This is a genomic window from Xanthomonas sp., assembly GCF_017163755.1.
GTDB lineage: Bacteria > Pseudomonadota > Gammaproteobacteria > Xanthomonadales > Xanthomonadaceae > Xanthomonas_A.
Window position 1 is genome coordinate 48359 of record NZ_JAFIWC010000017.1, and the last position, 11822, is coordinate 60180.

The 11822-nt window shown below is 63.8% G+C and carries 9 protein-coding genes and 2 tRNA genes; 2 read left to right on the forward strand and 9 right to left on the reverse strand.

The genetic code is table 11. From position 1 onward, the window contains the following. The first annotated feature begins 8 nt into the window (after positions 1-8). A tRNA-Val gene (locus JR065_RS12625) sits at positions 9-83 on the forward strand. 403 nt (positions 84-486) lie between these two features. Here JR065_RS12625 and uvrB read toward each other — a convergent pair. After that, positions 487-2508, reverse strand: a complete 2022-nt coding sequence (uvrB, locus tag JR065_RS12630; protein WP_206234574.1) for an excinuclease ABC subunit UvrB — start codon at positions 2506-2508, stop codon at positions 487-489. Between the two features lie 148 nt (positions 2509-2656). Here uvrB and JR065_RS12635 point away from each other — a divergent pair, with 148 nt between their 5' ends. Continuing rightward, positions 2657-3181 (forward strand): GspH/FimT family pseudopilin, encoded by a 525-nt coding sequence (locus JR065_RS12635; RefSeq protein WP_343237269.1) that lies wholly within the window; start codon positions 2657-2659, stop codon positions 3179-3181. A 139-nt stretch (positions 3182-3320) separates the two neighbouring features. Here the strand turns inward: JR065_RS12635 and JR065_RS12640 are convergent. From JR065_RS12640 to ppnN, 8 genes are all read right to left on the reverse strand, one after another. Further along, positions 3321-3397, reverse strand: a tRNA-Asn gene (locus tag JR065_RS12640). 81 nt (positions 3398-3478) lie between these two features. Then, the gene (locus tag JR065_RS12645; RefSeq protein ID WP_206234575.1) at positions 3479-3904 is read right to left on the reverse strand and encodes a type IV pilin protein; all 426 of its coding nucleotides are present in this window, start codon (positions 3902-3904) and stop codon (positions 3479-3481) included. After that, complete coding sequence (locus JR065_RS12650; protein WP_206234576.1) at positions 3901-7638, reverse strand: pilus assembly protein; 3738 nt, start codon at positions 7636-7638, stop codon at positions 3901-3903. The genes JR065_RS12645 and JR065_RS12650 overlap by 4 nt, the downstream gene beginning before the upstream one ends. An 11-nt stretch (positions 7639-7649) precedes the next feature. After that, positions 7650-8147: a pilus assembly PilX family protein gene (locus tag JR065_RS12655; RefSeq protein ID WP_206234577.1), complete on the reverse strand. Its 498-nt coding sequence runs from the start codon at positions 8145-8147 to the stop codon at positions 7650-7652. Between the two features lie 13 nt (positions 8148-8160). Beyond that, positions 8161-9297: a PilW family protein gene (locus JR065_RS12660; RefSeq protein ID WP_206234578.1), complete on the reverse strand. Its 1137-nt coding sequence runs from the start codon at positions 9295-9297 to the stop codon at positions 8161-8163. Continuing rightward, positions 9294-9761, reverse strand: coding sequence for a type IV pilus modification protein PilV (gene pilV / locus JR065_RS12665; protein ID WP_206234579.1), 468 nt, complete (start codon positions 9759-9761; stop codon positions 9294-9296). Before pilV ends, JR065_RS12660 begins: the two co-directional genes overlap by 4 nt. Beyond that, on the reverse strand, positions 9758-10279 hold the full coding sequence (locus JR065_RS12670; RefSeq protein ID WP_206234580.1) for a GspH/FimT family pseudopilin: 522 nt from the start codon (positions 10277-10279) through the stop codon (positions 9758-9760). The genes pilV and JR065_RS12670 overlap by 4 nt, the downstream gene beginning before the upstream one ends. 139 nt (positions 10280-10418) lie before the next feature. After that, positions 10419-11807, reverse strand: coding sequence for a nucleotide 5'-monophosphate nucleosidase PpnN (gene ppnN, locus JR065_RS12675; RefSeq protein ID WP_206234581.1), 1389 nt, complete (start codon positions 11805-11807; stop codon positions 10419-10421). Positions 11808-11822: the final 15 nt, after the last annotated feature.

Consider the following 11822-nt stretch of genomic DNA (forward strand, 5'->3'; position numbering starts at 1 on the left):
CAGCGATCGGGCGGTTAGCTCAGCGGTAGAGCACTACCTTGACATGGTAGGGGTCACAGGTTCGAACCCTGTACCGCCCACCACGCGAAAGCCGGCAACAGCAAGGCCTTCCGTGGACTTGATACGCTTCCAGCGTATTTCTCAAGCTTGATCCAGTCAGCGCGTCGCATACCGCAAGCGCCACCGGCAGCTCGCATCCGGCTTGAGCATTTCGTGCCTTACGTTGCTTGCATCGGCGAACGGCTGACGTCGCGACGCCGACGAGCGAACCTGCCATGGCGTGCAGCGCATTCACGGCGTGGGCATAAGCCCCTCATGCAGGCATGAAGCTGGCGCGCACATCGCCGCATGATGGCGAAGCCCGATGCTGCGGACGAGGGACGTCCCGCCTGATGCCGTGCCCTTGAAGCCGAAGCAGAACGCCAGCGCCGTGTGCCGCCGCGGCCGCGGATCCTGCGCAACCGCCGGCCAGCGCGCCGCGCCCCGCTAGCTGACCAGGCTGGCGTCGCGCAGCTTCTTGATCTGGTCGCGCACCCGCGCCGCATCCTCGAATTCCAGGTCGCGCGCGTGCTGGTACATCTGCTGCTCCAGCGCCTTGAGCCGGGCCGCGATCTCGGCCGGCGCCAGCGTCCGGTAGTCCATCGGCTCCTCGGCCACGCGGCGGCCCCTGCCCTTGCCGCCCTTGGGCTCGGCCGCGCCATCGGAGCGCGCGCCTTCGAGAATGTCGACGATCGGCCGCGCCACCGACTTCGGGGTGATCCCGTGCTCCAGGTTGTACTCGACCTGCTTCTCGCGGCGGCGTCCGGTCTCGTCGATCGCCGCCTGCATCGAGCGCGTCATCCGGTCCGCGTACAGGATCGCCTTGCCGCGCAGGTTGCGCGCGGCGCGGCCGATGGTCTGGATCAGCGAGCCGGTCGAGCGCAGGAAACCCTCCTTGTCCGCGTCGAGGATCGCCACCAGCGACACCTCCGGCATGTCCAGGCCTTCGCGCAGCAGGTTGATGCCGACCAGCACGTCGAACTTGCCCAGGCGCAGGTCGCGGATGATCTCCACCCGCTCGACCGTGTCGATGTCCGAATGCAGATAGCGCACGCGGATGTTGTGCTCGCCCAGGTACTCGGTGAGGTTCTCGGCCATGCGCTTGGTCAGCGTGGTCACCAGCACACGATCGCCCAGCGCGATGCGCTTGTGCACTTCCGACATCAGGTCGTCGACCTGGGTGCCGACCGGACGGATCTCGACCTCCGGGTCGATCAGCCCCGTCGGGCGCACCACCAGCTCGGTGATCTCGCCAGCCGATTCGCGCAGCTCGTAGGGCCCCGGCGTGGCGGAGACGTAGATGCTGCGTGGCGAGCGCGCCTCCCACTCCTCGAAGCGCAGCGGCCGGTTGTCCAGCGCCGACGGCAGGCGGAAACCGAACTCCACCAGCGTCTCCTTGCGCGAACGGTCGCCCTTGTACATCGCGCCGATCTGCGGAATGGTGACGTGCGACTCGTCGACCACCAGCAGCGCGTCGGCCGGCAGGTAATCGAACAGCGTCGGCGGCGGCTCGCCCGGCGCCTTGCCGGTCAGGTGCCGCGAGTAGTTCTCGATCCCGTTGCAGTAGCCGACCTCGGCCATCATCTCCAGGTCGAACTGGGTGCGCTGGGCCAGGCGCTGCGCCTCGACCAGCTTGTTCTGCGCGTAGAGCTGCTCCAGGCGCTCCTTCAGCTCGAGCTTGATCGTGTCCACCGCGCTGAGCGTGCGCTCGCGGGTGGTGGCGTAGTGGGTCTTCGGGTACACCGTGTAACGCTGCAGCTTGCGCAGCGTCTCCCCGGTCAGCGGATCGAACAGGGTCAGCTTCTCGATGTCGCCGTCGAACAGCTCGATGCGCAGCGCTTCGCTGTCCGATTCGGCCGGGAACACGTCGATCAGCTCGCCGCGCACGCGGAACGTGCCGCGGTGCAGTTCGTACTCGTTGCGGGTGTACTGGAGATCGGTGAGATGCTTGATCAGCTCGCGCTGCTCCACGTGCTCGCCCACCGACAGGATCAGGCGCAGCGACAGGTAGTCCTCCGGCGCGCCCAGGCCGTAGATCGCCGACACCGTCGCCACCACCACCGCATCGCGCCGCGACAGCAGCGTCTTGGTCGCCGCCAGCCGCATCTGCTCGATGTGCTCGTTGATCGAGCTGTCCTTCTCGATGAAGGTGTCCGACGACGGCACATAGGCCTCGGGCTGGTAGTAGTCGTAGTAGCTGACGAAGTACTCGACCGCGTTGTGCGGAAAGAACGCCTTGAACTCGCCGTACAGCTGCGCCGCCAGGGTCTTGTTCGGCGCCATCACCAGGGTCGGCTTCTGGATCGCCTGCACGACGTTGGCGATGGTGTAGGTCTTGCCCGAGCCGGTAACCCCGAGCAGCGTCTGCTTGGCCAGGCCGGCCTCGAAACCGGACACCAGCTTGTCGATGGCCTGCGGCTGGTCGCCTGCCGGCGAATACGGCGATACGAGCTGGAAACGGTCGGACATGGCACCACCCTCGGACGACCGCTGAGTATAGCGACGCCTGGATGACAGCCGCGTCTGGAAAATTCCTACAGCGCGATGGGGAGCGGGATGATGCCGCTGGAGGGCCACGCTTTGGAAGCTGGAGGCCCCCATACGTCGAGTCACGCACGTGCGCACCCGCCAGCGAGGCCTGTCCCTGATCGAAGCCATAGCCTGCATGGTCGTCATCGCAATACTGACGGCCATCGCCCTGCCCGGCACGCGCCATACGCTGCAGCGGCAGCGCATAGCGACCTCGATGCACCTGCTCAGCGGCGGCCTGGCAGCGGCGCGCAACGCGGCGATAACCGGCGCGGTGCCGGTCACGGTGTGCCCGTCCGCAGGCGACGGGCGCTGCCGATCGGACCTGGACTGGAGCGAAGGCTGGCTGATCTACCGCGACAGCGCCAGGCAGCCGCAACCGCGCTCGCCCGCAGACGTGTTGCGCAACGAGATTCAGCCGGTCTCTTCTTCCATAAGCCTGCTGTCTTCCAGCGGGCGGCCCACTGTCCGCTTCCTGGCAGACGGTCGAGCGGCAGGCAGCAACATCACGGTACGGGTATGCGCGGACGGCAAGCTACAGGGCGAGGTCATCGTCAACAACCTGGGGCGGGTGCGCTCGCGCAGAACCCCGGGCACCCAATCCTGCGATTGAAGCGTTCATCAACCCGAAGGGCCATGGCTCATGTCAATGGCGTCAAGGCCGCTTCCGCACCTTCGCCCTGGCCAGCGCCCGTTCCCTTTCCAGTGACCCAAAAAACAAGGGCCGCGATCGCTCGCGGCCCTTGCAGATTTGGCGCCCGAAGTTGGACTCGAACCAACGACCCCCTGATTAACAGTCAAGTGCTCTAACCGGCTGAGCTATTCGGGCGGGGCGCGCATTGTAGCCACTTTTCGAAGGGGCTAGCAAGCCCTCCTCGACACTTTTCCGCTGCTTCAGTGCGCCTTGCACTCACCAGCATTCAGAACGGGTACCGGCGCTATTCCCCTTAACTCCTGCCTGGTTCACGGTCAAGGTGCCGCATTTATCTTGGACTTGCGTGCCTTGCGGTGTCGCCGTGATGACGAACGTCGATTGCGTAGGTGCCACGTTGATCGTGTAGAACGCGGTGCCCCCCTCTCTGGGCGAAGCGTTAGGTACGCCGTTGAGGCCGACATAGGTGTTGTTGCTGGAGTGAAAACGCTCCGCCAGCTGAGAATACTCCACGAGATCGGCCTTGGCCTGTGCGCGCCGACTCTTGCGCACCTGTTCGTTGTACGAGGGATAGGCGATGGCAGCCAGGATGGCGACTACCGCCACCACGATCATCAGCTCGATCAAGGTGAAGCCGCGCGCCAAGCCGCGCGGCCCCGATGCAGGGGCACCTCGAAATATCATTTGATCTGTCTCCAGGATTGACGGCCGCACGCACGCGGCATGTACAGCGGTTGGGCGCCTGCCGCCTGAATCACCATGCTGCATTGCCCACTGAGCGCATCGTTCAGCGCTGTTTCGCCAGCCCCGGCGGCGAGTGGCGTCCCTCGCGAACTGGTCAGCACCGCTACATCGGTCACCGGCGCACTGCCTCCGGTGTTGAGACTGGTAGCACCAGTACCTGTTCCGGGCGACGCCCCGGTCGGACTACCCACTCTCACCTGCGAAAGCGCGGCACCGCCACTCAGGGCATTCAGCCCGTATAGCCAATTACTGCCGGCGGAATCGCAACCCGCCGTGGTATTTGGAAAGTAGCTGGGAATGAACAACACGCCACTTTCGATGCTGGGGTTCCCCACCACACGTTCGCCGGCAGGAAGATCCAGATACCAACCAAGCTTGCCCGACGGAACCGCCGTCGTGCTGGTGATGCGAGCAGTGCTGCTCGTGCTCAGGATCGTCTGCGCGAAGAGATTTGCGCGAGTGACGGTACCGGTCCGGGCCGGCAGATCCAGCACCCCATAGATCGACTGGATGGACTTGTCCGTCCCATCTCCCTCGAAAGAGAAAGAGCCGGTGCCGAAGTACACCATCACGCCACCGCCCTGCCCCGCTGCAGCCGCAAGGCCACCGAGGATGGGCTGGCGCTTGCCGTTGACCAAGTTCGTGGTGAACACGGGCACAGTCTGCGTCGCAGGCGTACTGCTGCGCAGGTCGAACTTCCAGACCGCACCCTTCTGGTCAGCGGCGTACACCGTATCGGCGTAGCCATCACGCACCTGGGTGGTCAATGCGTTGCCGGTACCGCCCCAGCGGTCCAGCACCACGATGTTGCCCAAGCCGTTCTTGCCCACCGGCGCCGCCGTCTCGTTCGCCTGGACCGTGGTAACCGCGCCGGTAGCGATGTCGACGATGAACAGCACCGCATTGCCATTGTCGCTGTTGTAGCCGTTGCCGAAGATGGCCTTCCAGGCCACGCTGCCGGACGTCGTCTTGACTGGCACGATCACGGGCTTGCCAAGCACATAGCCGATGTTCTTGCTGATGGCCGTGTTGGCGTTGCGGTCGTTGACTTCCCACAGGACGTCGGCCGAGGTGAAGGAAGAAGGATTGGATACATTCAGCGCAAAGACGCTGCGGCCGCCGGCACCTGTCGAGGCTACCGCCACCGTCTTCCATCCCCCACCATAATATGCGTCCGACGAAGCGATAGGCCCGTCAACATAGTAGCGGTGCCGGAAGACTTGGTCGTCCTTGTCTTCAATCCGATACGAGAACAGCAGATTCCCCATATGCCCAAGCGCCGTGGTCGGGATATACCCGAAGAGCTCCTTGCCGCCACTGGTGGTCGGCGTTCCATCGAACACATGGAACATGCCGTCGTTGGCGCCGGCGAAAACCAGGTTCTTGCGCGTCTTTTTTGTTTCTAGATAGGCAGCGTACCCATACGGATCGGCACCACTACCGCTCAGTGAACGATAGCCGTAGTCGTTCAATGGGGTGATGACCAGCGGCGTAGCGTTGACGATGTCCCCCAAGCGGGTGGTACGGGGTCGCAACGGCGTCTCAAGCGTTTGGTCTTCCAGCGACTGATCGCCAAGCAGGTAGTTCACCGCCTGACTGATATCGATCTTCAGCCGATCGGTGATCAACGTCTCGCTGCAGCGCGACATACCCACGATGGGGTTGTTGCACAGCGCGGCGAGTGTGACATTGGTGGACGAGAAACGGCTCGCCTGCTTGGTACTGCCGGAATACTGGCCGAACCATACATTTCGCGCCGCCGGCGCCGGCAGCTTCGCGCTGGCTTCCCACACTACTTCGTACTTCACTGCGCGGGTTGCAGAATCAGTGGAGACCTTCTGCCCCGTCAGCGTCCCGTACCAATCCATGCCATTGCTCTTGGATTCGTAGAACGGGGAGACCGTCACGGAGCCCGCACCCACGCGCGCGCCGGCCACCGCAATGCTTCCCGATGGGCTAGCGCCCGCCCCGACCGCGGTCAGGATCTGACGCATCGCGGAGGTAACCAGCGCTGGGGTCTTGGCATTGATCATCTGGCCGCGCGCGTTCATGGTTGCATGCCACATCTCGTCCACGGCCTGTGGCGCCAGATCCACCGGCGGATCCCAGACGGGCGGATTGGTGTAAGGGTCGGGCGTAATCACCGAAGGGTCGTCTTCGTCGGGTATGTATTTGACGCCGTATTGCTTGCCCGAAGACCCCAGCACCACGCCATAGAAGTTCATGTGCAGATTGGTTTGGCAATCCAGACGCTTGTCCGGAGACGCCCCCTTGCATGCGTCGGCAACCTTCACCGCATTCTGGTCGAAACCAGGCACCAGACTATTGAGGTAATAAGGCACCACGATGTCCGCCATCGTGCCGCTATATCCATCCGCGAAAGGCGAACCCATGTTGACATCAAGATTGCCTACAGTGTTGCCGCCCTCGTTGATGTAGCCATCGGTGAACAACATGCCGGCATTTTTTTGGCAAATAAGCTGGACCGGCGCGCCGGCGTCGGTGCGGGGATCGCGCTTGAACTGCTTGCCCATGTAGTCCACCGCGGTACGAGTCGGCGTACTGCCGCTTGCGCGAAGCGTGTACAAGAAGTTGAACAACTTCTCGCGGTCGCCACCCACCTGCGTGTTGGACATGTCGTACATCGTTACCGCCCTCCGGTCGTTGATCCAGAAGGTACCTACGCGCATGTTGGTGACATCCACCAACGCGTTGGTGGTGGCGCCGATGACCGCTTCACGACGGGTTCTGTAGAAACTGAACCAATTGGCGAAGTTCTGCAGGGCGTCGTTATAGGCGGCGGCATTGTTGCCGAAATTGGCGAGCTTGATCTCGTACTTGTACAAAGTCCCCGGCATGCCGCCTGTCGGATTGGTCACTGCCACCGGTGTGGCGGTATAGCCATAGCCTGCGGGCAGCGACGCAGGATTCTTCAAATAGAACGTCGCTGGGTAGTACCGGATGCCCAAAGAACACGACGCCTTGATGGTGGTGTCTTGAGTAAGCGTGACCCACTGGTTGGCCAAGCCAGGCAGGACTGGAGAGGCATTGCAGCCAGCGGTACGATATACAACCGTGTCTTTCGGCAGCACCATGCCGTTGTACACCTGGAACCTATAATTGTTGTTGGCGTTACTGACGTCCGCGGTGAGATTGTAAGTCAGGGTGCTTTTGCCCGTGGAACCGGCCGGACGCGGATCCACAGGCGCATTGGCCGGATCGATGGTCATGTAGTCTTTACGGTCGTACGTCTTCCACGGCGAGTAAACGACGCGCGGATCGAAGTAGGCCGGATTGACGTCTGGCGATCTCGCAAAACCGAATGCGTTGATTGGAGGAATGGCAGCGTTGGCGTCGCGGCCGTTGTAGGGAATTTGATAGTGGTATGCGCTACCGCTCCCGTAACCCCACGGCGTGGCGCCATTGAAAAAGCTGAGATTGGTACCGTTCCAGGAAAACACGCCGTCTCGCGTATTGTTCAAAACCTCCCAAAGCATCGAGCCGGAATCGTCCAGCGCCAGGATGAAGGCCGGAGGGATACTGGTTTCGATATTCATCGGTGCCTGCGCGAGAGTGCCCTCACCTTGCACCGCGAACACGGACGAATACACCAGATAGCCGGCGCCGATGGACCCCAAAAACGCGGCGGCAAGCTTGAGACGACGGGAAGCCATGGACTAAGCCCTCAAGGCCGGAAGATGGTATCGATGGCCGCGTCGGCCGTCGGATTGGTGCCGTAATCGGTGTTGTACGCGGTTACCTGGTAGATGGGATTGGGATCCTCGTTCACCGGCTCGCCCATGCCCAGTTCCGAATTGCCGGAAATGCACGGCCCAATCAGGCGCACATTTAGTTGTTTGCCACCGCTGAACTGAAGGTTGTCAGCCCACGCCGGGCCGTCGAAAGGGGTATCGCACACCGCGACGTCGGTCGGGGCCGTGCAATCCGCGGTGCTGGTGCGGTTGACCAGATCCTCGATGCCGCACTCCGTTTGCCGGGCATAGGCTTCTGCGTTCTGGAACGCCAGATTCGAGGACTGGTAGTTGGACGACATCTTCTCCTGCAGCCCCGTGACCTGCAGGCCGACGATGCCGATCAACGCAAGCAGGACCAGCATGATCAAAGCGATATACAGCACCGCACCGGACTGTCTATTCGGCGAATGGAACTTGATTAGTGGCATCGGCGGGCTCCCGTCAGTTGCCATACAAGCGATTGCGCAAAGCAACCGTGGTTTCGTAAGACGCTCGGTAGCGCGCGTCATATGTGGCCGGAGGCGCGAACCTCACCCCAAGCGCACGCACTTGGTTCTCCTCTGTGCTGGGCGCAGCGGCAGCAGCGCGCTCGGGACTACGCGTGACCAAGCCCACCTGCACCGCGCCGACACGTCGCCACTCGTTCGCGTTCGCCGCCAGCGCATCGGCTGGGTTGTACACATCGATATAGCCGCTCGGCGGGTTGTTGACCAAATCCGCGGTGCGGTCGCGCCCGAAGATCAGCTGCATGCTCTCCACGCCTTCGACGAGCTCTTCGGCCACATAACTTGCACCGTTGTAGCGGGCACGGAAGAGCGCCGGCTGTCCGGCGGTGTTCGACGCCACGTAGTAGACCAATGACTCGGCGCGGTACAGGAGTGTCTGGCCGGAAGGCTGGGGCGTGAAGTGATCGATCACCACGCCAGTGGTGACCTGCCCGGCCGCTGAATCCACGCCGCTCGCGCTGAACACATCGGCATAACTGCAGTCGGCGACCCCGAACAACTGGGGGTTCGCCACACCATCGTTCGTCAACGCGGCCCAGCGCGCCGCCGGCACCGTGAACGTGGTGCTGCCGCCGGTGCTGCTGATGGTGTTGACTGGCGCGCCTTCCCTGTCCAGGAAACGCAACACGACGATGTCGCTCCCCGGCAATGGTTGCAGATTCGCGATCAAGCCAGGCAGGGCCGGCGACCAGCCGGCGGCCGCCGCACCGATGGTGACCGCATTGCCCGGCTTGGTCCCCGTCGCTTCATAGCCTTGGATGGACACCGAGAAATTCAGCGGATACAAAGGCGCCGCCCCAAAATGCGGAGCCAGCGCGCCCGGCGTCTGCAGCCGCGCCTGGTCGTTCACGCAGCCGAAGTGGCCGGCCATGCGCAGGTCGCGCTGCAGGTAGTCCACCGCGAAGCGCGCGTTCTCCTGGGTTCGCGCCATTCCCTCGGACAATTGGTAGGCGGAGCGTGACGCGCCGAAGATCTGCACCACCCCCAGGATCAGGACCATGCCGATCAACATCGCGATCATCAGCTCGATCAACGACATGCCCGATGGACGCCGCAGGTTGCGGTAGCTCATAGCCGCGTCGCCACGGTGATCGAAGTCGTGCTTCTGCTCACATCCCGCTCCCCCCACTGCAGGCGCACCGTCGCCTGGCCGTTGGCATAGACCACGGTGGCGCCCGCGCTGTCTCCCAATGCGCGCACCACCTGGCATTTCCAAAGTTCGGACATCGCCGCCACGTTCTGGGTATTGGCCTTCGGCTCGCATGGAGCACCGGTGCGGCTACCGGCGGCGAACGTGGCCTGTGCTGCATAGTCGGCGGCGCTGAGCCGATTGATACGCATCTGGTCGAGAATCTCTGAAGCGAGATTGGTCGCCTGGGTGCGGTAGTTGGAGCTCTGCGACATGCGTACGCTGGTCGTCTGCAATAGCGCGTAGCCCAGCAGGCCGAATGCGAGCACCAGGATCGCGATCATCACTTCGATCAGGGTGAACCCCCGTTGCCGGGACAGCATGCCGGCAAACGAACGACGTGTCATTGGCAACTCTCCAAACCAGCACCCCTCTTCACTTGCCCGGTCAGGCCGATTGTGATGGTTCTGCGATACGCACCGCCACCGCAGTCCTTCGGTTGAAGGATCAGCTGCCCGGCGTCGGCCGCAGTGCTGGCTCGCCTTCCTCGCGAATCGAAGCGTAAAACCTGCGCCGGACCAGTGATCTGCAGCTTGTCGTTGCCCTGGGTGTATCTCAGCACGGTCTCGCCGGCATCGACGGTGCCGTTCCCGTTCGCATCCGCCCATACCATCCAACCATCGTTCCAGGTGCCGTCGCAGGCGGTGCCAGAGGTGCTGCCGCAGATGCTGCTTCCGCGGTTATTGCGTACCGCCTCGCTTCGCGCCAACGACACCGATGCGATCATCTCGTTGGTGCTCGTGGCGACGCGATTGGAGCGCATGGTGTTCTGGAAACTGGGAAACCCGATGGCCACCAGCACCGCCAGCACGGCGAGCGTGATCATCAGTTCGACCAAGGTGAATCCGGCATTTCGAGACGACATCTAGACGCTCCCCAGCGTGACGTCGCAAGCCTGGACCGTGCGCCAGCTCCGCGCAAGCGCCGCGGGGACGAACGGTCGTCCGGGGCGGACGGGCGTCAAATAGCCGACGCCCCGCCCCCCCTACCCTGGACCTGGACCGCTAGGTCACCACCCGGTAGCAAGGCCGGTATTCGCCGGAGATCTTCATCCGCCGCTGCTCGACGAACGCCCGCAGCAGCTCGTCGAGCGCCTGCATCATCGCCGCGTCGCCGTGGATCTCGAACGGGCCGAACTCATCGATGCGGCGCATGCCGTCCTCCTTGACGTTGCCGGCGACGATGCCGGAGAAGGCGCGGCGCAGGTCGGCGGCCAGGGCGTCGGCGGGGCGGCCGGGGCGCAGCTGCAGCGCCGCCATCGCCTCGTGGGTGGGCACGAACGGCTGCTGGTACTCCAGCGGCACGTGCACCGACCAGTTGAAGTAGAACGAGTCCTTCTGCGCGATGCGGTGTTCGCGCACGCGGCGGATGCCCTGGGTCATCTTCTTGGCCACCGCGACCGGGTCGCCGACCACGATCTCGTAGCGCGATGCGGCCTCGTCGCCCAGCGTGAGGCGGATGAAACGGTCGATCTGCTCGAAGTACGGCGCGGCGATGGTCGGGCCGCTGAGGATCAATGGGAACGGCAGTGCCTGGTTTTCCGGTCGCAGCAGGATGCCGAGCAGGTACAGGATCTCCTCGGCGGTACCGACACCGCCGGGGAATACGATGATGCCGTGGCTCAGCCGGATGAACGCCTCAAGGCGCTTCTCGATGTCCGGCATGATCACCAGGTGGTTGACGATCGGATTGGGCGATTCGGCCGCGATGATGCCCGGCTCGGTGACGCCGATGTAGCGGGTGTTGGTGCGGCGCTGCTTGGCGTGGGCGATGGTGGCGCCCTTCATCGGCCCCTTCATCGCGCCGGGACCGCAACCGGTGCAGATATCCAGCCCGCGCAGGCCCAGCTCGTAGCCCACCTGCTTGGTGTAGAGGTATTCGTCGCGCGAGATCGAATGACCGCCCCAGCACACCACCAGGTTGGGGTCCGAACGCTGCAGGATGCGCGCGTTGCGCAGCAGGCCGAACACCGCGTTGGTGATGCCGTCGGACGATTCCAGGTCGGCGGCGTATTCGGGCCCCAGCTCGATGGCCATGTAGGCCAGGTCGCGGACCACCGCGAACAGCAGCTCGGCCACGCCACGGATGATCTCGCCGTCGACGAAGGCCATCGCCGGCGCATTGAGCAGGTCGATGCGTACGCCGCGGTCCTGCTGGGTGACCTGGATATCGAAGTCCGGGTACAGGTCCCGCGCCGCGCGCGGGTCGTCCGAGGCACTGCCGCTGGTCAGCACCGCCAGCGCGCAGCGCCGCAGCAGTTCGTGCATGCCGCCGCTGGACGCATCGCGCAGCCGCGCGACTTCGGCGCGCGAGAGGATGTCCAGGCCGCCGCGCGGGTAGATCCGCGCGTCCACTACCGGCAGCGCCCGCGCCGCCGTGTTGCTCGTCGTCATATCGGAATTCTTGTC

Excerpts from the sequence above, each read along its gene's own strand:
- uvrB (WP_206234574.1), bottom strand. The coding sequence starts at position 2,508 with ATGTCCGACCGTTTCCAGCTCGTATCGCCGTATTCGCCGGCAGGCGAC.
- JR065_RS12645 (WP_206234575.1), bottom strand. The coding sequence starts at position 3,904 with ATGATATTTCGAGGTGCCCCTGCATCGGGGCCGCGCGGCTTGGCGCGC.
- JR065_RS12650 (WP_206234576.1), bottom strand. The coding sequence starts at position 7,638 with ATGGCTTCCCGTCGTCTCAAGCTTGCCGCCGCGTTTTTGGGGTCCATC.
- JR065_RS12655 (WP_206234577.1), bottom strand. The coding sequence starts at position 8,147 with ATGCCACTAATCAAGTTCCATTCGCCGAATAGACAGTCCGGTGCGGTG.
- JR065_RS12660 (WP_206234578.1), bottom strand. The coding sequence starts at position 9,297 with ATGAGCTACCGCAACCTGCGGCGTCCATCGGGCATGTCGTTGATCGAG.
- pilV (WP_206234579.1), bottom strand. The coding sequence starts at position 9,761 with ATGACACGTCGTTCGTTTGCCGGCATGCTGTCCCGGCAACGGGGGTTC.
- JR065_RS12670 (WP_206234580.1), bottom strand. The coding sequence starts at position 10,279 with ATGTCGTCTCGAAATGCCGGATTCACCTTGGTCGAACTGATGATCACG.
- ppnN (WP_206234581.1), bottom strand. The coding sequence starts at position 11,807 with ATGACGACGAGCAACACGGCGGCGCGGGCGCTGCCGGTAGTGGACGCG.